General features: G+C 68.1%; 19 protein-coding genes. 6 read left to right on the plus strand and 13 right to left on the minus strand.

Going from position 1 to position 19953, the window contains the following annotated elements:
- Positions 1-159: 159 nt before the first annotated feature.
- From ypfJ to gcl, 6 genes are all read right to left on the minus strand, one after another.
- Positions 160-1029 carry a KPN_02809 family neutral zinc metallopeptidase gene (gene ypfJ / locus F7Q96_RS14895; RefSeq protein WP_053822807.1) on the minus strand — a complete coding sequence of 290 codons (870 nt, stop codon included), beginning with the start codon at positions 1027-1029 and terminating at the stop codon, positions 160-162.
- A gap of 119 nt (positions 1030-1148) precedes the next feature.
- Positions 1149-2618 (minus strand): pyruvate kinase, encoded by a 1470-nt coding sequence (pyk, locus tag F7Q96_RS14900; RefSeq protein ID WP_151022895.1) that lies wholly within the window; start codon positions 2616-2618, stop codon positions 1149-1151.
- 164 nt (positions 2619-2782) lie between these two features.
- The gene (locus F7Q96_RS14905; RefSeq protein WP_053822806.1) at positions 2783-4093 is read right to left on the minus strand and encodes a glycerate kinase type-2 family protein; all 1311 of its coding nucleotides are present in this window, start codon (positions 4091-4093) and stop codon (positions 2783-2785) included.
- Positions 4094-4248: 155 nt separating this feature from the next.
- Positions 4249-5163: a 2-hydroxy-3-oxopropionate reductase gene (gene glxR / locus F7Q96_RS14910; protein ID WP_053822805.1), complete on the minus strand. Its 915-nt coding sequence runs from the start codon at positions 5161-5163 to the stop codon at positions 4249-4251.
- Positions 5164-5244: 81 nt separating this feature from the next.
- The gene (gene hyi, locus F7Q96_RS14915) at positions 5245-6027 is read right to left on the minus strand and encodes a hydroxypyruvate isomerase (protein WP_053822804.1); all 783 of its coding nucleotides are present in this window, start codon (positions 6025-6027) and stop codon (positions 5245-5247) included.
- Positions 6028-6120: 93 nt separating this feature from the next.
- Positions 6121-7911: a glyoxylate carboligase gene (gene gcl, locus F7Q96_RS14920; protein ID WP_151022897.1), complete on the minus strand. Its 1791-nt coding sequence runs from the start codon at positions 7909-7911 to the stop codon at positions 6121-6123.
- Between the two features lie 256 nt (positions 7912-8167).
- Between gcl and F7Q96_RS14925 the strand changes: the two genes are divergently transcribed.
- Together F7Q96_RS14925 and F7Q96_RS14930 are read left to right on the plus strand one after the other, a co-directional pair.
- Positions 8168-9088 (plus strand): LysR family transcriptional regulator, encoded by a 921-nt coding sequence (locus F7Q96_RS14925; RefSeq protein WP_053822803.1) that lies wholly within the window; start codon positions 8168-8170, stop codon positions 9086-9088.
- 33 nt (positions 9089-9121) lie between these two features.
- The gene (locus F7Q96_RS14930; protein WP_053822802.1) at positions 9122-9487 is read left to right on the plus strand and encodes a DUF2784 domain-containing protein; all 366 of its coding nucleotides are present in this window, start codon (positions 9122-9124) and stop codon (positions 9485-9487) included.
- A gap of 24 nt (positions 9488-9511) precedes the next feature.
- Here the strand turns inward: F7Q96_RS14930 and F7Q96_RS14935 are convergent, their stop codons facing one another.
- Positions 9512-10201 carry a GntR family transcriptional regulator gene (locus F7Q96_RS14935; RefSeq protein ID WP_053822801.1) on the minus strand — a complete coding sequence of 230 codons (690 nt, stop codon included), beginning with the start codon at positions 10199-10201 and terminating at the stop codon, positions 9512-9514.
- A gap of 42 nt (positions 10202-10243) precedes the next feature.
- Positions 10244-11692 (minus strand): C4-dicarboxylate transporter DctA, encoded by a 1449-nt coding sequence (locus F7Q96_RS14940; RefSeq protein WP_053822800.1) that lies wholly within the window; start codon positions 11690-11692, stop codon positions 10244-10246.
- A gap of 470 nt (positions 11693-12162) precedes the next feature.
- Here F7Q96_RS14940 and F7Q96_RS14945 point away from each other — a divergent pair, with 470 nt between their 5' ends.
- On the plus strand, positions 12163-13428 hold the full coding sequence (locus tag F7Q96_RS14945) for an allantoate amidohydrolase (protein ID WP_053822799.1): 1266 nt from the start codon (positions 12163-12165) through the stop codon (positions 13426-13428).
- A 77-nt stretch (positions 13429-13505) separates the two neighbouring features.
- Positions 13506-14774 carry a M20/M25/M40 family metallo-hydrolase gene (locus F7Q96_RS14950; RefSeq protein WP_053822798.1) on the plus strand — a complete coding sequence of 423 codons (1269 nt, stop codon included), beginning with the start codon at positions 13506-13508 and terminating at the stop codon, positions 14772-14774.
- 255 nt (positions 14775-15029) lie between these two features.
- Here the strand turns inward: F7Q96_RS14950 and F7Q96_RS14955 are convergent, their stop codons facing one another.
- Positions 15030-15674 carry a hypothetical protein gene (locus F7Q96_RS14955; RefSeq protein WP_144425854.1) on the minus strand — a complete coding sequence of 215 codons (645 nt, stop codon included), beginning with the start codon at positions 15672-15674 and terminating at the stop codon, positions 15030-15032.
- 166 nt (positions 15675-15840) lie between these two features.
- Positions 15841-16425 (minus strand): GNAT family N-acetyltransferase, encoded by a 585-nt coding sequence (locus F7Q96_RS14960; protein ID WP_151022899.1) that lies wholly within the window; start codon positions 16423-16425, stop codon positions 15841-15843.
- 110 nt (positions 16426-16535) lie between these two features.
- Here F7Q96_RS14960 and arsC point away from each other — a divergent pair, with 110 nt between their 5' ends.
- On the plus strand, positions 16536-16895 hold the full coding sequence (gene arsC / locus F7Q96_RS14965) for an arsenate reductase (glutaredoxin) (protein WP_053822796.1): 360 nt from the start codon (positions 16536-16538) through the stop codon (positions 16893-16895).
- A gap of 72 nt (positions 16896-16967) precedes the next feature.
- Here arsC and F7Q96_RS14970 read toward each other — a convergent pair whose 3' ends face one another.
- From F7Q96_RS14970 to F7Q96_RS14980, 3 genes are all read right to left on the minus strand, one after another.
- Positions 16968-17249 carry a hypothetical protein gene (locus tag F7Q96_RS14970; RefSeq protein ID WP_226994792.1) on the minus strand — a complete coding sequence of 94 codons (282 nt, stop codon included), beginning with the start codon at positions 17247-17249 and terminating at the stop codon, positions 16968-16970.
- A gap of 118 nt (positions 17250-17367) precedes the next feature.
- Entirely contained in the window at positions 17368-18045 is a 678-nt protein-coding gene (locus tag F7Q96_RS14975; protein ID WP_053822795.1) for an exonuclease, read from the minus strand.
- Between the two features lie 15 nt (positions 18046-18060).
- Positions 18061-18711, minus strand: a complete 651-nt coding sequence (locus F7Q96_RS14980) for an MBL fold metallo-hydrolase (RefSeq protein ID WP_053822794.1) — start codon at positions 18709-18711, stop codon at positions 18061-18063.
- 300 nt (positions 18712-19011) lie between these two features.
- Here F7Q96_RS14980 and F7Q96_RS14985 point away from each other — a divergent pair, with 300 nt between their 5' ends.
- Positions 19012-19854, plus strand: coding sequence for a septal ring lytic transglycosylase RlpA family protein (locus tag F7Q96_RS14985; RefSeq protein WP_390885719.1), 843 nt, complete (start codon positions 19012-19014; stop codon positions 19852-19854).
- Positions 19855-19953 lie beyond the last annotated feature (99 nt).

Below are 19953 nucleotides of genomic sequence, written 5' to 3' on the forward strand. Positions count from 1 at the left end.
GGGTGGCCACGGATTACCCCTCACGCCACCGCCACGCACGCGCGCCGGCCGCACCGGTTTATCTCCCACCTGCCCGGTTGACCTCCTTTCCTCCTTCTCTCTCTCTCCGGGTGGGTGTTTTTTATTCCGCAGTCCGTTGCCTGCCGAGCGCGCTGGCCGTTACAGCTGGCGCGCCGCGAAGGCGTCGCAGCGCCCGATATCGGCCGATTCGAGTCCGCGCCGCAGCCAGCGGACGCGCTGCTCGCTGGTGCCGTGCGTGAAGGCTTCCGGCACGACATAGCCTTGCGACTGGCGCTGCAGGCGGTCGTCGCCGATCGCGGCGGCGGCCTGCAGTCCCTCTTCGATATCTCCGGGTTCGAGCAGCTGCTGATTGGCGCGCTGCGCGGCCGCGGCCCAGACTCCGGCCAGGCAATCGGCCTGCAGCTCCATCCGCACCGACAACTGGTTGGCCTGCGCCTCGCCCATGCGGCGGCGCGCGCTGTCGACCTTGTCGGCCACGCCGAGCAGGTGCTGCACATGGTGGCCGACCTCGTGCGCGATCACATAGGCCTGGGCGAAGTCGCCGGCCGCGCCGAAGCGCTTGCGCAGTTCGTCGTAGAAGGCCAGGTCGATATAGACCTTCTGGTCGGCCGGGCAATAGAACGGGCCCATCGCGGACTGGCCCATGCCGCAGGCGGTCTGCGTGGCGCCGGTGAACAGCACCAGCGTCGGCGGCTCGTAGCGCCGGTTCAGCTCGGTTTCGAACAGCCGCGACCAGGTGCGCTCGGTGCTGCCGAGCACCTTGCGGACGAACACGGACATCGGGTCGGTGGCGGGCGGGCCCTGGGTGGCCTGCTGCTGCGGCGCATCGGACTGCTGCAGCACCGAGGCGCCCTGCATGATCACGGTCGGATCGATGCCGAAGAAGTAGGAGGCGGCGAGGGCAACCAGGATCGTGCCGATGCCGATCGTCTTGCCGCCGGCGCCGAAGCCTCTGCTGCCTCGCCGGTCTTCCACATGTTGGCTTTCGGCTTCGTCGTCAAGGCGCATGGTGGCTCCGCTGGTTCATGTACGCGGCCACGGGGGAACGGGCAACGGCGCCCGGCCGCGAAGTGCCGCCAAGTATAGCAATGGCGGCACCGCGCGGGATTGCCGGAGAGCGCCCCGGCTTATGCGGGCACGGCGCTGGCGGCCTCGACCGCGACGCTGGCCGGCACCCTGGTACCGCCGACCTCCGCCACGCGCAGCAGATTGGTGGTGCCGCCCTGGCCGAACGGCATGCCGGCGGCGATGGTGATCTGATCGCCGGGCTGCGCATAGCCTTCGGCCAGCGCCGCGCGTGCTGCGGCATCGACCATCTCGTCGACGCTCTGCACATCCGGGCTGACCGTCGAATGCACGCCCCAGGCCAGCGCGAGCCGCCTTGCGATCTCGACGTGCGGCGTGATGCTGACGATCGGCGCGCACGGCCGCTCGCGCGCGGCGCGCAGCGCGGTGGCGCCCGACGACGTGTAGGTCACCGTCGCCGCCGCGCCGATGATCTGCGTGACCTCGCGCAGCGCGGCGCAGATCGCGTCCTGGCGGGTCGACAGCGGCGCCTCGTGCTGTGCATCGAGCAGATTGCGATAGAGCGGATCGCGTTCGACCTCGGTGATGATGCGGTTCATCATGGCGACCGCGGGCACCGGGTGGCGGCCGTTGGCCGATTCGGCCGACAGCATCACCGCGTCGGCGCCGTCGTAGATCGCGCTGGCGACATCGGACGCCTCCGCGCGCGTCGGCACCGGCGAGTCGATCATCGATTCGAGCATCTGCGTGGCGATCACGATCGGCTTGCCGAGCTGCCGGCAGACCCGCAGGATGCGCTTCTGCACGCCGGGCACGCGCTCCGGCGGCAGTTCCACGCCGAGGTCGCCGCGCGCGACCATCACCGCGTCCGACACGCGCACGATCTCGTCGAGCTGCTGCAGCGCGGCCGGCTTCTCGATCTTCGACAGCACGCCGGCGCGCGTGCCGATCAGCTCGCGCGCCTCGACGATGTCCGACGGACGCTGCACGAACGACAGCGCGATCCAGTCGGCGCCGAGCGACAGCGCGAACTCGAGATCGCGGCGGTCCTTGTCGGTCAGCGCGGGAATCGGGATCACCGCGTCGGGCACGTTGACGCCCTTGCGGTCCGACAGCGTGCCGTGATTGACCACGCGCGTGGCGATGCTGCCGGCGGACACCGACTCGATCCGCAACTGCACCTTGCCGTCGTCGATCAGCAGCGACTGGCCCGGCGCGGCGACGCGGAACAGCTCCGGATGCGGCAGATGCACGCGCGTCGCATCGCCCGGGGTCGGATCGCTGTCGAGCACGAAGGGATCGCCTGCCTTGACCGCGACCTTGCCGACCGCGAAGGTGCCGATGCGCAGCTTCGGCCCCTGCAGATCGGCCAGCACCGCGATCGGACGGCCGGTCTCTGCCTCGACCTGGCGCACGGCGTCATAGCGCTGGCGATGGTCCTCGTGCGTGCCGTGGCTGAAGTTGAGCCGGAACACGTCGGCGCCGGCCTCGAACAGCTGCCGGATCACCGCGATATCGGTGCTTGCCGGTCCCAGCGTGGCAACGATCTTGGCTTTGCGCTGGCGTCTCATGGTGTCTCCTGTTGCGGTGATTGCAGTGGTGCGGTGTTTGCAGCGATCGCGTTGTTCGCGTTGTTGCGGTGGAGGGCGGCACGCTGGCGTGCCGGTGGCGATTCGATACCGTTGCTGTTGTGGTTGTCGTTCCCGGCAGGCGCGGCGGCGTCGCAGGGCCATCGTCAGAGGATCAGCATCGCGCGGAAGTCGTTGACGTTGGTGCGCGTCGGCCCGGTGACGATCAGATCGTCGAGCGCGGCGAAGAAGCCGTAGCCATCGTTGTCGGCCAGGCGCGCACGGGCAGACACGCCGCGCGCGGCGGCGCGCGCCAGCGTGTCCGGCGACAGCAGCGCACCGGCGTTGTCCTCGGAGCCGTCGATGCCGTCGGTGTCGGCCGCGATCGCATGCACGCCGGGCAGGCCGTCGAGCGCCACCGCCAGCGACAGCAGGAATTCCGCGTTGCGTCCGCCGCGGCCCTTGCCGCGCACCGTCACGGTGGTCTCCCCGCCGGACAGCAGCACGCACGGCTTGCGCCACGGCTGGCCGCGCTGCGCGACCTGGCGCGCCAGCGCCGCGTGCACCAGCGCGACCTCGCGCGCCTCGCCCTCGATGCAATCGGACAGGATGTGGGCCTCGATGCCGAGCGCGCGGGCGCGCGCGGCGGCGGCTTCCAGCGCCTGCTGCGCGGTGGCCAGCGTCACGCTGCGATGGCCTTCGAAGCGCGCGTCGCCGGGTTTGGGCGTTTCGCCGGCGCCGCTCTCCAGATGCGCGCGCACGGCCGCCGGCACCTCGATGCCGTATTTGTCGATCACCGCCAGCGCATCGGCGCAGGTGGTGGCGTCGGGCAACGTCGGCCCGCTGGCGATCAGCGTCGGATCGTCGCCCGGAATGTCCGAGATCAGCAGTGTCTCGACGCGCGCCGGCGCGCACTGCAGCGCGAGCCTGCCGCCCTTGAGCGCGGACAGATGCTTGCGCACGCAGTTCATCTCGCCGATATTGGCGCCGCTGCGCAGCAGCGCCTTGTTGACGGCCTGCTTGTCGGCCAGCGTCAGTCCCGGCGCGGGCGCCGCCAGCAGCGCCGAGCCGCCGCCCGAGATCAGGCACAGCACCAGGTCGTCGGCGCTCAGTCCCTTGACCAGCTCGACCATGCGCTGCGCGGCCTGCTGTCCAGCGGCGTCGGGCACCGGATGCGCGGCCTCGACGACCTCGATGCGCGAGCACGGCGCGCCGTGGCCGTAGCGCGTCACCACCAGTCCCGACAGTTCGCCCTGCCAGTTGGCCTCGACCGCCTGCGCCATCGACGCGGCGGCCTTGCCCGCGCCGATCACCACGGTGCGGCCCTGCGGCGGTGGCGGCAGTTGCGGCGGCAGGCACTGGCCCGGACTGACCGCGGCGACCGCGGTGTCGAACAGCTCGCGCAGCAGTGCACGCGGATCGGCAAGACTGTCGCGACGCTGCGGCGTCAGCAGGGCGGCGTGGGAATCGGAATACATGGCGGTGCGGGATGAGCTTGGGCGGATATCGACACGTCATTCCGGCGAAGGCGGGAACCCAACGGCTTTCGAAGTCACTGGGTCCGGCGCATTCGCGGGGACGACGCCATGGTCGGCCATGACGAGGGCGCTGGTGGCGCGCCCCCGCCGGCCGCTTACTTCGCGATCGTATGGTTCGACATCAGCTCGATCGCGCGGCACAGCGCCGAGTGATCCTGCTTGCCGAAGCCATTGGCGGCGCAAGTGTTGAACAGTTCCTGCGCGGTCGCGGTGTTGGGCAGCGCCACGCCCAGCGCCTTGGCGCCCTGCAGCGCGAGGTTCAGGTCCTTCTGGTGCAGCTCGATGCGGAAGCCCGGGTCGAAGGTGCGCTTGACCATGCGCTCGCCGTGCACTTCCAGGACGCGCGACGACGCGAAGCCGCCCATCAGCGCCTGGCGCACCTTGGCCGGATCGGCGCCGGCCTTCGAGGCGAACAGCAGCGCCTCGGCGACGGCCTGGATGTTCAGCGCGACGATGATCTGGTTGGCGACCTTGGTGGTCTGGCCATCGCCGTTGCCGCCGACCAGCGTGATGTTCTTGCCCATCAGCTCGAACAGCGGCTTGACCTCCTCGAAGGCCTCGGCCGGGCCACCGACCATGATGGTCAGCGTGGCCGCCTTCGCCCCCACCTCGCCGCCGGACACCGGCGCGTCGAGATAGGCCGCGCCCAGCTTGTTGATGCGCGCCGCGAAGTCCTTGGTCGCGATCGGCGAGATCGAGCTCATGTCGACCACGATCTTGCTGTGCGAGGCTTCCTTGCCGGCGGCCTTCAGCGCGGCGGCCACGCCCTTGTCGCTGAACAGCACGCTTTCCACGTGCGGGGTGTCCGGCACCATGATGATCACGATGTCGGCGCGCTTGGCGACCTCCTCGGCGCTGGTGCAGACCGTGACGCCGGCGTCGACCAGGGCCTGCGGCGCGGGGTTGACGTCATGGACGAACAGCGTGTGGCCGGCCGCGCGCAGGTGGCCGGCCATCGGCGCGCCCATGATGCCCAGGCCGATGAAGCCGACGTTGCGTTGGTTTGCCATGGTGAGTCTCCTTGGAATGGTGATCAATGAAATCGGTTCTGTCTTCTGTGTGCTGTGCCCCGCTGCAGCGGTCCGGCCGGATCACTGCACGCCGAACTGCGCGCGCCAGCCCAGGCCGGCCTCGGTGGTCGTGCGCGGCTTGTATTCGCAGCCGACCCAGCCGGTGTAGCCGATCTGATCGAGCCAGCCGAACAGGAAGGCGTAGTTCAGCTCGCCGGTGCCCGGCTCGTTGCGGCCTGGGTTGTCGGCCAGCTGCACATGCTTGATGCGCGGCAGGTTGGCCTTCAGCGTCGCGGCGATTTCGCCTTCCATCCGCTGCATGTGATAGATGTCGTACTGCACGTACAGATTGGGCTCGCCGACCTGTTCGATCAGATCGAGCGCCTGCTGCGTGCGCGACAGGAAGAAGCCCGGAATGTCGAAGGTGTTGATCGGCTCGATCAGCAGGTCGATCTTCTCGGCGGCCAGCTTGCGGGCCGCAAAGCGCAGGTTCTCGACCAGCGTCTCCTGCGCCTGCTCGCGCCTGACGGTCTGCGGCAGGATGCCGACCAGGCAGTTCAGCTGCTGCACGCCCAGCACCCTGGCGTACTGGATCGCGTCGCCGACGCCGTCCTGGAACTCGCCGACGCGGTCCGGATGGCAGGCGATGCCGCGCTCGCCCGCTTCCCACTTGCCTGCCGGCAGGTTGTGCAGCACCAGGTCGAGCTGGAAGCGGTTGAGCCGATCGGCGATCTGATCGGCGTGGAAGGCATAGGGGAACAGGAACTCGACGCCGCGAAAGCCCGCGCGCGCGGCGGCTTCGAAGCGGTCGAGGAAACCGACCTCGTTGAACAGCATGGTCAGGTTGGCAGCCAGTTTCGGCATGGATGTCTCCAGAGTCTGGGTGGGTTTGTCGGTGGGGCCATCGGGGCGGCGGGGGCGATGGCCCTGAAGGGCCTGCCTCCGCCGGCGCGCGCGTCAGGCCGTTTCCGCTTCTTCCTTCAGGATCGCTGCGTCGGCTTCCTCGTCGACGCGATCGTCGATCGGCTCGAACTCGTTGATGTTGTCGATCTCGGTGCCCATCGCGATATTGGTCACGCGCTCGAGGATCACCTCGACCACCACCGGCACCGAGAACTCGGCCATCAGGTCGCGCGCCTCGGCGAAAGCCGGCGCGATGTCCTCGGGCTTGAACACGCGGATCGCCTTGCAGCCCAGGCCCTCGACCACCTTGACGTGGTCGACGCCATAGCCCTCGAGCTCCGGCGCGTTGATGTTGTCGAAGGCCAGCTGCACGCAGTAATCCATGTCGAAGTTGCGCTGCGCCTGGCGGATCAGGCCGAGATAGGAGTTGTTGACCAGCACGTGGATGTACGGCACCTTGAACTGCGCCGCCACCGCCAGCTCCTCGATCATGAACTGGAAGTCGTAGTCGCCGGAGATCGCCACCACGTCCGATTCGGGCGAGGCCACCTTGACGCCGATCGCGGCAGGAATGGTCCAGCCCAGCGGGCCCGCCTGGCCGCAGTTGATCCAGTGGCGCGGCTGGTTGACCGACAGGAACTGCGCCGCGGCGATCTGCGACAGGCCGATCGTGCTGACGTAGCGCACGTCGCGCGGGAAGTACTGGTTCATCTCGCGATAGACGCGCTGCGGCTTGACCGGAACGTTGTCGAAATCGCTCTTGCGATGCATCGTGCGGCGGCGCTTCTGCACCTCGGCGACCCAGGCCTTGCGGCACGGCAGCCGGCCGGCCTGCTTCATTTCACGGGCGACCTCGACGAACTGCTGCAGCGCCAGCTTCGCATCGGAGACGATGCCCAGGTCCGGACCGAACACGCGGCCGATCTGCGTCGGCTCGATATCGACGTGCACGAACTTGCGGCCCTTGGTGTAGACGTCGACGCTGCCGGTATGGCGGTTGGCCCAGCGGTTGCCGATGCCCATCACGAAGTCCGACGCGAGCAGGTTGGCGTTGCCGTAGCGGTGCGAGGTCTGCAGCCCGACCATGCCGGCCTGCAGCGGATGGTCGTCGGCCAGCACGCCCCAGCCCATCAGCGTCGGCACCACCGGCACGTTGACCAGCTCGGCGAACTCGACCAGCAGGTCCGCCGCATCGGCGTTGATCACGCCGCCGCCGCAGACGATCAGCGGCTTGGCCGAGGCGTTCAGCATCGCGATCGCCTTCTCGATCTGCGCGCGCGACGCGGCCGGCTTGTACGGTTGCAGCGGCTGGTAGGTTTCCGGATCGAACTCGATCTCGGCGACCTGCACGTCGAACGGCAGATCGATCAGCACCGGACCCGGACGGCCCGAGCGCATCAGGTGGAAGGCCTGCTGGAAGACCTGCGGCACCAGCGCCGGCTCGCGCACGGTCACGGCCCACTTGGTCACCGGCTTGGCGATCGATTCGATATCGACGGCCTGGAAGTCCTCCTTGTACAGGCGGGCGCGCGGGGCCTGGCCGGTGATGCAGAGGATGGGAATCGAGTCGGCCCAGGCCGAATACAGCCCGGTGATCATGTCGGTGCCGGCCGGGCCCGAGGTGCCGATGCAGACGCCGATATTGCCGGCCTCGGCGCGCGTATAGCCCTCGGCCATGTGGGAGGCGCCCTCGACGTGGCGCGCCAGGTAGTGGTCGATCGAGCCGGTCTTGCGCATCGCCGAATAGAACGGGTTGATGGCGGCGCCCGGTACGCCGAACGCCACGGTGATGCCTTCCTTTTCCAGCACGGCCACCGCCGCGTCCACTGCTCTCATCTTCGGCATGTCTGTCTCCAATGGTGATGAATTTCCGTTGGAGTCGATCCTATTACCGCCTTGGCGCTGCGATAAAGGGAAGAGAGATCAGTTGATTCCATACCTGAGGTTTGGAATGATGTCGTCTGGCGCGTGCGCAGGCGCACCGTCCGCGTTGATTGGCATTCACCGGGGACATGCGTTCCGGCGCATTGCCGGCATAGCGCGCGGCGGATGCCGGCGCATCGCGGCGCGGCGCACAATCGGGCGCGGGAGGAGACAAAGAGTGGACAAACTCAAACAGATCGAAGCCTTCATCTCGGTGGTGGAGCAGGGCAGCATGGCGGCCGCCGCGCTGACCCAGGGCGTCACGCCGGTGATGATCGGCCGGCGCATCAACGTGCTCGAGGCGCGCATCGGGGTCAAATTGCTGCACCGCTCCACGCGCCGCATCGTCGTGACCGAGCAGGGCGCCGCCTTCATGGAGCAGTGCAAGAAGGCGCTGGCGGACCTGGACCGCGCCGAGATGCTGATCGCCGAGGGCCGCCACAAGGCCACCGGCCATTTGATTGTCTCGGCCCCGGCGGCGTTCGGCCGCAAGCACGTGGCCCCGCACGCGCCGGCCTTCCTCGCCAGCAATCCCGAGGTGCAGATCTCGTTCAACCTGACCGACCGTGTCGTTGATCTGGTGCGCGAGGGCTACGATGTCGGCATCCGCATCGGCGGCGCGATCGACCCGAACTTCGTCGCGATCAAGCTGGCGACCAACAAGCGCGTGGTGTGCGGCACGCCGGCCTACTTCGCGAAGCACGGCGTGCCGCGTACGCTGGATGACCTGGCGCAGCACAACTGCCTGGCGTTCAACCTGCAGGGCGGACAGCAGCGCGGCTGGTACTTCCGCCACAACGGCAAGGCCGTCAGCGTGCGCGTGACCGGCAATCTCGACTGCAACGATGGCGAGCTGCTGCACCGCTGGACTTGCGAAGGCCTGGGGCTGGGCTGGCGCTCGACGTGGGAGATCCTGCCGCAGCTGGAGAGCGGAGAGCTGATCACGGTGCTGGACGAATACGCGCTGCCCGACTACGACATCCTGGCGGTGTACCCGCAACAGCGACCCGTACCCGCGAAGATCCGCTTCTTCATCGAGCACCTGAAGACCGAGTTCAACCGCCCGGGCTACTGGACCGCGCGCGCCGGCGGCGCGTAAGCATCCGAGTGCCGGCTTCGAAGGGGAGGGCCGATGGCTGCCTGGCTGGCCGACGCCGTGGTGGTGCTGCACCTGCTGTTCGTCGCCTTCGTCGTCGCCGGCGGCGCGCTGCTGTGGCGCTGGCCCCGGGTCGCGTGGCTGCATCTGCCCGCCGCGCTATGGGGCGCCACCGTCGAATGGACCGGCTGGATCTGTCCGCTGACGCCGCTGGAGAACCGCCTTCGGCTGGCCGCGGGCGAACACGCCTATGCCGGCGGCTTCGTCGAGCAGTATCTGCTGCCGCTGCTGTACCCGCAGGCCCTGACGCGCGAGATGCAGCTGTGGCTGGGCGCGCTGGTGGTGGGCATCAATGTCGCGATGTACGCGCTGTGGTGGTGGTCGCGGCGGCGCCGGCATTGACGCGGCGCGCGGCCGACGCGGCCGTCACGCCAGCAGCGCCGTCACCAGGTCCTTGCCGGCCGGCGCCGGTACCTCGTCGAAGTGCAGCGCGCCTTCGACATGGCTCAGGTGGCCGACCATCAGTTCGACCGCGCGTTCGGCGTCGCCGGCGCGGGCCGCCTCGATGAATTCGCGATGTTCGTCCGACGAGCACGCCGCATCCCGGCGCGATTGGTACAGCATCGTGATCACCGCGCTGCGCATCGAGAGCTCGTGCAGCATCTCGGTCAGCACCTTGTTGCCGACCACCTCCGCCAGCAGGATATGGAAGTCGCTGAGCAGCCGGGTACGGGTCTGCGCGTCGTTGCCGGCCAGGGCCTTCCTTTCGGCGGCCAGATGCTTGTCGATCCGTTTGTAGTCGGCGGCGGTGGCGCGCGCGACGAATTCGCGGGCCAGCGCGGCCTCGAGGATGCGCCGCACGGCAAAGACCTCGCGCGCCTCCTCTGCGCTGGGCTTGGCGACGAAGGCGCCCTTGTCGGGCACGATCTGGATCACCTTGTCCTTGGACAGCATCAGCAGCGCCGCGCGCACCTTGGTGCGGCTGACCCGGTAGACCGCGGCCAGAGCCTCCTCGCGCAGCTTGGTGCCGGGCGGCAGGCGGTGCGAGACGATCGCCGCGACGATGTCGTCGGCGATCGCCTCGGCGGTCATGGCAGGGTCGATATGCTCGGGCATGGGGCGCAGCGCGGGCGGCGCGCTTGGGGGAAATGCCGAATTCTATCGTCCCGTGGCTTTACCCGGCACCGGCGCATACCCGGGGGGATGGCCGCCTTCCACGCCGTCCAGGCCGTCGAGCACCGGCGCGCTGAGCCCTTCGTCCAGTTCGGCCGCCGGGATCTGGCCGTTCAGCACGGCATGCGCGCGTTCGCGGTCGATGTCCTTTTCCCAGGACGCGACCACCACGGTCGCGACGCAGTTGCCGATCAGGTTGCCCAGCGCACGGGCGATGCCGATGAACCAGTCGACCGACAGCACCAGCACCAGGCCGATCGCCGGGATCGCGGGATGTGCGGACAGCGTCGCGGCCAGGATCACGATGGCGGAGCCGGGGATGCCGTGCGCGCCCTTGGAGGTCACCAGCGCGACGGCCAGGATGCCGAGCAGATCGGCCATCGACAGCGCCGTATTGGTCGCCTGCGCGATGAACACCGCGGCGAGCGTCAGGTAGATCGAGAAGGCGTCGAGGTTGAACGAGTAGCCGGTCGGAATGACCAGGCCGACCACCGACTTGCGGATGCCCATGAACTCGAGCTTGCGCATGACCTGCGGCAGCACGCTGTCCGACGAGGCGGTACCCAGCACCACCAGCAGTTCGGCGCGCAGGTACTTGATCAGCTTGAACACCGAGAAGCCCGACATCCGCATCACGGTGCCCAGCACCACAGCCACGAACACGACGACCGCGCCGTAGAACAGCACCACCAGGAAGCCGAGCTGCTTGAGCGAGCCGATGCCGTACTTGCCGACGGTGAAAGCCACCGCGCCCAGCACGCCGAGCGGCGCCAGCTTGATGATGAAGCCCATCATCTTGAACAGCGTCTGCGAGAAGGTGTCGATCAGCCTGACCAGCGGCCGGCCCGGCTCCCCGATCAGCGACAGCGCGCAGCCGAACAGCACCGAGACCAGCAGCACCTGCAGCACGTCGCCGGACGAGAAGGCGCCGATCACGGTCGATGGAATCAGCTTGAGCAGGAAGTCGACGGTGCCGCCGCTGGCCACCTTGGCCGCGTTGTCGACATAGGCGCTCATCGCCGAGGCGTCCAGCGAAGCCGGGTTGACGTTCATGCCGGCGCCGGGCTGGAACACGTAGGCCAGCAGGATGCCGAGCGCCAGCGCGATGGTGGTGACGATCTCGAAGTAGACCACCGCCTTGACGCCGACGCGGCCGACCTTCTTCAGCTCGCCGGCGCCGCAGATGCCGGCGACGACCACGCAGAACACGATCGGCGCGATCAGCATCTTGATCAGCTTGATGAACGCGTCGCCGAGCGGCTTGAGCTTGGCGGCGAACTCGGGGAAGGCCAGGCCGAGCACCGTGCCCAGCACCAGCGCGATCAGCACCTGGCCGAACAGCGAGCGCGTGAAGCGGTGGACCGGATGGCGGGGGACGGGATTGGGGGTAGGCGTGTGCGGCCGGCCGGCGCCGGGCAGGGCGGGTTGCTGCATGACTTGTCTCCAGACGGGCGGGTCCGTGTCGGTGTGACGGCTCGCCCTGTTCGATTCAGGACTGCCACCGGCGCCGCTTGTCGGCAACGGTGTCTCGGGTCCGGCACACCTCCCGATACGGGGTGTGAGCTCGCGTGGAAGGCCCCCCTGTTGGGGCGGAATTCACGCCGACGACTGTCTGGACCGGATTGTCCGCAGCGCTTTGTCGGAACCTGGACCGGAATATAGTGCATATCGTTTTTGTATGCAATTTTTGAATTCACTGTGCTAACATGGTTCGCATCGATGCCCCCGGGCGCGCGTCTGCGCCGGGAAACAGCGCAACCCACAAGCACAACAGCAACCGCGCCAGGCGGCCGGCCCAACAGGCTCGCCAAGCCGCAGGCGAGCGCGCTACAGTCATCGCATCCCCGTCCGGGGGCCCGGGTGCCGGCCGACAGCCGGCACGATCCGTTCAGCAGGAGACACGCATGGCAGCATCCACAACGCCCTCCTCGGTGTCCGGCACCGAAGTCGGCGCGCGCATCATGGCCTGGGCCGACGCCCTCGCCGTCCACACCGAGCAGCCCGGCATGCTGACTCGCACTTATCTGACCGAAGCGCACCACGGCGCCGCCGCTCAGCTCGCGGCGTGGATGGAAGCGGCCGGCATGACGGTGCGGCGCGACGCCGCCGGCAACGTGATCGGCCGCTACGAAGGCACCGAGCCGGACGCGCCGGCGCTGCTGACGGGTTCGCATTTCGACACGGTGCGCGATGCCGGCCGCTACGACGGCAATCTGGGCGTGATCCTGCCGATCGCCTGCGTCGCCGAATGGCATCGCCAGGGCAAGCGCTTTCCGTTCGCGATCGAAGTGGTGGGCTTTGCGGAGGAAGAGGGCGTGCGCTTCAAGGCCACGCTGCTCGGCAGCCGCGCGATCGCCGGCACCTTCGACCAGAACGTGCTCGAGAACGTCGACGACAGCGGCAAGACCATGCGCGAGGTGATGCGCGCGGCCGGCTTCGATCCGGCGGGCCTGCCGGCCGCGGCCCATTCGCCTGACAAGGTGCTGGCTTTCGTCGAAGTGCATATCGAGCAGGGGCCGGTGCTGCTGAACGAGAACCTGCCGGTGGGCGTGGTGACCGCCATTTCCGGCGCGACCCGCTTCATCGTCGAGCTCGACGGCCTGGCCGGCCACGCCGGCACCGTGCCGATGGACATGCGGCGCGACGCGGCGATGGCCGGCGCCGAGATCGGCCTGTTCATCGAGCGCCGCTGCAGCGGCTCGCCCGGGCTGGTCGGCACCGTCGGCCAGTTCAACGTGCCCAACGGCGCCGCCAACGTCGTGCCGGGCCGTGCGGTGTTCTCGATCGATATCCGCGCCGGCGAGGACGCGGTGCGCCAGGCCGCCGTCGCGGACGTGCTGGCCGAGATCGAACGCATCTGCGCGCGCCGCAAGGTCCGCGCGCAGGTCCGCAAGACCCACGAGGCCGCCAGCGTGCCGTGCGCGCCGTGGCTGCAGCAGCAGTGGGCGGCGGCGATCGAGCGCCAGGGCGCGCCGGTCCGCCTGCTGCCGTCGGGCGCCGGCCACGACGCGATGGCCATCGCCGCGATCGCCGACGTGGCGATGCTGTTCGTGCGCTGCGGCAATGGCGGCATCAGCCACCATCCGACCGAGACCATGACGGTCGAGGACGCCGCGCTCGCCGCGCGCGTGTTCAGCGATTTCGTCGAGCACTTCAGCGCCCGTCCTTGACTTCGGCCCTTGCCGGCCGCCCTGATTCCGAACACATTCCCGCGCCGAGCGCGCCCACAAACGACAAGCGAAGAGCCATGACCGCACGAGACAACATGAATCCCACGCAAACCACGCTGACCAACTTCATCGACGCGCATCGTCCCGCGCAGGAGGCCTTCCTTGCCGAGCTGGTCAAGGTGCCCTCGGACAATCCGCCGGGCGACTGCGACGCCCACGGCGCGCGCGCGCGGCAGCTGCTCGAAGGCCTGGGCTTCCAGGTCGAGGCGCACAAGGTGTCCGACGAACTGGTCAAGGCCGCCGGCATGATCAGCGCCACCAACCTGATCGTGCGCAAGACCTTCGGCAATGGCGGCCCGACCATCGCGATGAACGCGCACGGCGACGTGGTGCCGCCGGGACTGGGCTGGACCAAGGACCCGTACGGCGGCGAGATTGCCGACAGCGAACACGGCCCGGTGATGTACGGCCGCGGCGTGGCGGTGTCGAAGTCGGATTTCGCCACCTACACCTACGCGGTGCTGGCGTTGATGGAAGCGGAAAAGCAGGGCGCGAAGCTGAACGGCACCGTCGAGCTGCAATTCACCTACGACGAGGAAACCGGCGGCGACATCGGCCCGAAGTTCCTGCTGGACCAGGGCCTGACCAAGCCCGACTACGCGATCTCGGCCGGCTTCTCGTACGGCATCACGTCGGCCCATAACGGCTGCCTGCACGTCGAGGTCACGGTCAAGGGCAAGCAGGGCCATGCCGCGATGCCGCATACCGGCGTCGACGCAATCGAGGCCGCGACCCATATCCTGCAGGCCGTCTACGGCCTGCGCGCCGAGCTGGCGACGCGCAAGTCCAAGGTGCCGGGCATCGACACCGCAACGCTGAACGTCGGCCTGATCAAGGGCGGCATCAACACCAACGTGGTGCCCGACCTGGTGACGTTCCGTATCGACCGCCGGATGATCCCGGAAGAGATCGGCTTCGACGCGGAAGGCGAGATCCGCGCGGTGGTCGAGAAGGCCGCCAAGGACCGCCCGGGCATCGAGGTCAAGGTCGAGCGCATCATCCTGGCCGAGCCGCTGTCCGAACTGCCGGGCGTGGAGAAGCTGATCGGCGCGCTGAAGAGCCGCGCCGAGGAAGTGTTCGGCGTCGATATCCCGGTGCACGGCGTGCCGCTGTACACCGACGCCCGCCACTACACCAGCCGCGGCATCCCGACCGTGCTGTACGGCGCCGGCCCGCGCACGCTGATGGAAGCCCGCGGCCACAACTCGGACGAAAACCTGCGGCTGAACGACCTGAACCGGGCCACCAAGGTGGTGGCGCTGGCGTTGTCGGATTTGATGTCGTAACTTTTCCGGCGTGTCGGCTTACTGGCTGCATACCAAGGGCCGACCGGACAACCGGCGGCCCGTATCGTGCTATCATCGACCGGTCTTAAAAGCCTTCTGCCGCTTCGGTGAAAGCCAAAGGCCAGCGGAAGGTCCAGCCCGAGCTTGGGTTGGAAAGGCTTAGCAACTAGCGGGGTGTTTGCATCAAAAGCTAAGCGCCGCCTCGGCCCTGCCGAGGTCCCACCTGGAGTGGGATATCCAAGAGAGACCCCGCAACTATTTCCGGACGCCCCCTTTATCAAGGGGGCGTTTGCTTTTGGAGACGCTCTTCTTGCCCCCGGCGTTTCTATGCGATCTGGGGGCCAGGTCGTTAGGGTCGCGCTCTTCCCAGACGCATGCGAGCAGCTTGCGAAAGCTGAAGGGTTTTTTCAGCACCGGCTTGTCGTAGTACAGCACGTCCTCGGGAAATGCGGTCTCGACCCGCACCCGGATGAGTTTCGGCTCTTCCGGCGGGGCGTGCTTCTGGATCCGCATCATGACGTAGTAGTTGATCGTCGTGTGTATTGCGTCCGCCTCGTCATCCACCAACTCCACTTGCACAAAATTGTTGCCGGCTACGCTCCAGACACGGGTCTCGCTTCGGATCAGCGCGCTCATGATTCGCGGCAGATTCAGGGACAGCCGGTAACGGCGCGGGCAAAACATGCGGACTTTGGCGCCATCACGAATCAGATATCCGGCTGGTATCTCCTCGCGCAGCGCGTCGATAGGGCGACGACTGTAGCAGTGGTTCGTGTAGGCGATCTCGACGCGCATTCGCTTAACTTGTCCGCCCCGTAGCGGGACGTCGACAACGGTGCGATATGGTGCCAGATGAGAGATGTCGAAATCAGTGCCTGCAATCTTGATGTAGGTCGGCATAAGGGGCGGCACCGACCGCTGGACCGGTGGGCCGGCAGCCAGCCTACCGAACCGCCCCGCCTATTACTGTCGCAGTTTGCCGAGAACTGACGCTGGCGAGCAAAACACTACGGCTGGACAGGGCCGGCGTTAGAGCGGCATTGCCAACCGTTTTGACCCACTCCGATCACCGCGCCAGAATCTCTTGAGGCAACGCCGTCGCCCCCGCCCCCAACGCCCTCTGCATCAGCGCCGTATCGATCCACTGTCCATGCTTGAAGCCGACCGCCTCCAGCCGGCCGGCCATGCGAAAGCCCATGCGTTCGTGCAGCGCGATCGAGCCATTGCCCTCGCCGCCGGCGGGGCAGGCGATCACGGCGACCATCTGGCGCCAGGGGCCGCTCTCGCAACGGGCCAGCAGCGCGGCGAGCAAGACCGCGCCGATGCCGCGGCCGCGGTGGCGCTCGTCCAGGTAGATCGAGTCCTCGATGGTGTGACGGTAGGCGCTGCGGGTCCGATAGGCTGACGCGTAGGCGTAGCCCGCGACGACCGGGCGGCCGTCGCTCTGCAGTTCGGCCACCAGATAGGGCAGGCCCTTGGCCAGCACGGCGGCGCGGCGTTCCCGCATTTCCTCGAGCGTCGGCGGTACTTCCTCGAACGAGGCGCGGCCGTGCAGCACGTGGTAGGTGTAGATCGCGTGGATTGCCGGGAGATCGTCGTCGGTGGCATCGCGCACGGTCGGCGCGGCAAGGTTGGCCTGGTTCGTGGTCATGGGCTGCTGTAGTACGGATGGGGACGCGCGGCGAACCGGTTCGCCGGCGCTGCTTGTATAGTCCGTCGTGTTCGAAGATGGCAACGTTTGCGTTTCGAGGTGACGAACCGATGATCAAGATTTACCACAATCCGCGCTGCTCCAAGTCGCGCGACACGCTGGCGCTGGTGCAGCAGGCCGCCGAGCGCCTGGGCGAACCGGTCGAGGTGGTCGAGTATCTGAAGACGCCGCCGACGCTGGCCACGCTCAAGCAACTGCAGGCGCTGCTCGACGTGCCGGTGCGGCAGATGGTGCGCGACAACGAAGCCATCTACGCCGAGCTCGACCTGGCCGATCCCGGGCTCAGCGATACCGAGGTGCTGCAGGCCGTCGCCGATCATCCGATCCTGCTGCAGCGGCCCATCGTGGTGCGCGGCCAGCGCGCGGCGATCGGCCGGCCGCCGGAGAACGTCGCCGCGCTGCTTTCCTGACCTCCAAATAGAAACCGGCCTCCGTGTGGAGGCCGGCCCGGTGCTGGAGGCGCGGTAGCTTCAGGCGGGTCGTTATTGGACACCCAGCCAGTGCATGGCCTCCTGACCGAAAGCGATGGCCGCCAGCACGATCAGCAGCAATACCAGCGCCACGGTGCTGACATAGACCGTGGCCTTGGCGATGTCGGCTTCATCGTCGGCGGGGTGGGAGTGGGCGACACTGTGCGCGTGCGGTGGCCGGTGCAGCCGTTCGGCCAGATGCCGCCAGTGAAGATCGGGATGGAAACGCATGATCGACACCTCCTCGACAGGAACGCGCGTCAGGCGGTCTTGACCAAAGCGGCGGACCGCCATGCATGGCAAGGCCGCCGCAGTTGCGCACGGCGCGGCGTCGGAACGGCCATGCACGCTTTTACTATAGGCGATGGCGGCATGGCGGGCGCCGCAGCGTGGCGCCGGCGCGACCTAAGGGTCAACCCTGCTGCGCGAGGTCGTCGGGCGGTCCGGGCGCGTCGATGGGTTCGGCCGGCGCTGCCGGCACCACGGGGCCGATCGCGGCGAGGGCGGCTTCGCGCTCGCGCAACGCGGCCAGCATGTTGCAGAACAGCGCGCCCTGTTCGAGCGCGTCGTCCAGGGCGACATGCGTATGCGGCAGCGGGTCCTTCCAGGCGTCCGGCAGCGCGGCCTTGACGGTGCGGCGGTAGCGCAGTCCCGTCAGCGAGAAACCCAGCGTCTTGATGTCGAGCGCGGCCCAGCCGAATGGCGAACGGCCGGCGAACCGCATCATGTACCAGAACATCCAGGTGAAATCGAAGCCGGCGGGGAAGGCCACGAACACCGGCTTGCCCGGCAGGCTTTCGACCCATTCGACATAGCGCACCATCGCCTGCTCCGGCGGTTGCAGATCGCGCCGGCACGCGGCCCAGGCCTCGGGCTCGGACTCCCACCACTTCATCTGCACCGGGTGGCCGACGGCACCCGGCAGCGTTTCCAGATTCGCCGAGAAGGTGCCGAGCACGGTCTTGTCGGCCAGCATCGCCACCGAGGCGAACGACAGCATCGAGTGCGGGCCGGGGATCGGACCGTCGGCCTCGACGTCGGTGCTGACGTAGATTTCGGGGCGGGTGTCGGGGGCCTGTTGCTTCGCCATGGTCGGATGCCGCGGTTAGCCGACGTCGATCAGATGATCGGCGACGAAGGGGTTGTCGCGCCGTTCGTCGCCGAAGGTCGAGACCGGTCCATGGCCGGGCACGAAGGTCACGTCGTCGCCCAGCGGCCAGAGCCTGGTACGGATCGAGCGGATCAGGTCGGCGTGGTTGCCACGCGGGAAGTCGGTGCGGCCGATCGAACCGGCGAACAGCACGTCGCCGACGATGGCCAGGCGATGCGGCCGGGAGAAGAACACCACATGGCCGGGCGTATGGCCGGGGCAATGGTAGACCTCCAGCGTTTCTTCGCCGAACTGCACGGTATCGCCCTGATCCAGCCAGCGATCGGGTTCGAACGCCTCGGCGTGGCCAAAGCCGAAGCGCTTGGTCTGCTCGGGCAGCTGGTCGATCCAGAACTGCTCGTCGCGATGCGGTCCTTCGATCGGCACGCCGAACTCGCGCGAGAGCGCGGCGGCACCGGCGCAATGGTCCAGATGGCCGTGCGTCAGCAGGATCTTTTCCAGCGTCACGCCCTGCTCCTTCAGCGCGGCCTGGATCCGGTCCAGATCGCCGCCGGGATCGCAGACCGCGGCGCGCCCGCTGCGCTCGTCGATCAGCAGCGAGCAATTCTGTTGGAAAGGCGTGACGGGAATCAGCAGGACTTTCATCGTCGGGCAGGTGGTGCGAACGCGCGGAGGCCGCGGCCGGTGGGGTGGATCTGGCGTCATGGCCGAGTGGACGGCCTGTGTCGTCGCATTGTAGCGTCGGCCTTTGATAGACATCGCCGGGTCAGAACTTTGTGGCGAGTAGTGCCTTTTCGTTGCGTCGAGGGCAACGGCAGGGATAGTCCGGAGAATCCCCGCAATCCGTTGTCAGTTCGGGGATTGCGAGCAATTGCACGCCGTAGCCAGACAATTCGTAACAAAATCACTGTAAATCGCGCGGACGACCGATGTTAGACTCGCGCGATGCTTTGGCCGACCCACCCCCTGACCCATGCTCGCCGCGCGCTCCGCTACGGCTTTCACGCCGTCTGCGCGTTGACGCTGGCCGCCTGCGCGGTGTCGCCGAACGACAATCCCGATGGCGCCGCCGCCGACCAGAATGCGGCGCCGACGGCTGCCACGCCCGCTGCGAAGCAGGCGCAGGCGCGCAAGTCCCGATCCCCGAACCAGGACAATCGCGCCGCCGCCGGCAACGAGCCGTCTACCGCCGCCAATACCGAAACGCCGGCCCCGACCGGGTCGTGGCGCCTGTTCAGCTGGGGCGACGACGACAGCAGCGACAGCGAGTCCGCGTCGCGCGGTACACCGCGCGGCTCGTCGCTGGAAGGCCTGCGCGCGGATATCGGCACCTTCGAGCAGCGCGGCACGGCCTCGTGGTACGGCAAGCAATTCCATGGCCGCAAGACCGCCAACGGCGAGCGCTTCGACATGGGCGCGATGACCGCGGCCCATCCGTCGCTGCCGCTGGATAGCTGGGTGCTGGTGCGCAACCTGCGCAACGACAAGGTGGCGGTGCTGCGCATCAATGACCGTGGCCCGTATCACGGCAACCGCGTGCTCGACGTGTCGTATCGCGCGGCCAAGCGGCTCGGCTTTGTCGACCGCGGGCACACCCAGGTCGAAATCCGCCGGCTGTCGCGCACCGAACTGGCCGCGCTCGGGCCGCTGCGCGAACCGGGCATGGACGATGGCGCCACCGATGGCGGCGGCGACGGCGTGGACGACGACACCGCGGCCAGGCCGGTCAAGCCCAAGCGCGTGGTGCTGAAGACCCGCAAGACGGCCAGCAAGGCGAATGCTCGCTGAGGCCGGATTCCCTTTTCTCGCCTCCTTCCTCGCGCACCGGCGCGGCTCCGGCTGCGTCGTCGCCGCCGACCCGGCGACCCGCGGCATCGGTGTTTGCCT

Origin of the sequence: Cupriavidus gilardii, assembly GCF_008801915.1 — a bacterium.
Lineage (GTDB): Bacteria > Pseudomonadota > Gammaproteobacteria > Burkholderiales > Burkholderiaceae > Cupriavidus > Cupriavidus gilardii.

Bases quoted from the DNA above. Each gene is read 5' to 3' on its own strand.
- gcl (WP_151022897.1), bottom strand. From the start codon at position 7,911: ATGCCGAAGATGAGAGCAGTGGACGCGGCGGTGGCCGTGCTGGAAAAG.
- ypfJ (WP_053822807.1), bottom strand. From the start codon at position 1,029: ATGCGCCTTGACGACGAAGCCGAAAGCCAACATGTGGAAGACCGGCGA.
- F7Q96_RS14985 (WP_390885719.1), top strand. From the start codon at position 19,012: ATGCTTTGGCCGACCCACCCCCTGACCCATGCTCGCCGCGCGCTCCGC.
- F7Q96_RS14905 (WP_053822806.1), bottom strand. From the start codon at position 4,093: ATGTATTCCGATTCCCACGCCGCCCTGCTGACGCCGCAGCGTCGCGAC.
- F7Q96_RS14940 (WP_053822800.1), bottom strand. From the start codon at position 11,692: ATGCAGCAACCCGCCCTGCCCGGCGCCGGCCGGCCGCACACGCCTACC.
- pyk (WP_151022895.1), bottom strand. From the start codon at position 2,618: ATGAGACGCCAGCGCAAAGCCAAGATCGTTGCCACGCTGGGACCGGCA.
- F7Q96_RS14950 (WP_053822798.1), top strand. From the start codon at position 13,506: ATGACCGCACGAGACAACATGAATCCCACGCAAACCACGCTGACCAAC.
- arsC (WP_053822796.1), top strand. From the start codon at position 16,536: ATGATCAAGATTTACCACAATCCGCGCTGCTCCAAGTCGCGCGACACG.
- F7Q96_RS14970 (WP_226994792.1), bottom strand. From the start codon at position 17,249: ATGGCGGTCCGCCGCTTTGGTCAAGACCGCCTGACGCGCGTTCCTGTC.
- glxR (WP_053822805.1), bottom strand. From the start codon at position 5,163: ATGGCAAACCAACGCAACGTCGGCTTCATCGGCCTGGGCATCATGGGC.
- F7Q96_RS14975 (WP_053822795.1), bottom strand. From the start codon at position 18,045: ATGGCGAAGCAACAGGCCCCCGACACCCGCCCCGAAATCTACGTCAGC.
- F7Q96_RS14935 (WP_053822801.1), bottom strand. From the start codon at position 10,201: ATGCCCGAGCATATCGACCCTGCCATGACCGCCGAGGCGATCGCCGAC.
- hyi (WP_053822804.1), bottom strand. From the start codon at position 6,027: ATGCCGAAACTGGCTGCCAACCTGACCATGCTGTTCAACGAGGTCGGT.
- F7Q96_RS14945 (WP_053822799.1), top strand. From the start codon at position 12,163: ATGGCAGCATCCACAACGCCCTCCTCGGTGTCCGGCACCGAAGTCGGC.
- F7Q96_RS14955 (WP_144425854.1), bottom strand. From the start codon at position 15,674: ATGCCGACCTACATCAAGATTGCAGGCACTGATTTCGACATCTCTCAT.
- F7Q96_RS14930 (WP_053822802.1), top strand. From the start codon at position 9,122: ATGGCTGCCTGGCTGGCCGACGCCGTGGTGGTGCTGCACCTGCTGTTC.
- F7Q96_RS14960 (WP_151022899.1), bottom strand. From the start codon at position 16,425: ATGACCACGAACCAGGCCAACCTTGCCGCGCCGACCGTGCGCGATGCC.
- F7Q96_RS14980 (WP_053822794.1), bottom strand. From the start codon at position 18,711: ATGAAAGTCCTGCTGATTCCCGTCACGCCTTTCCAACAGAATTGCTCG.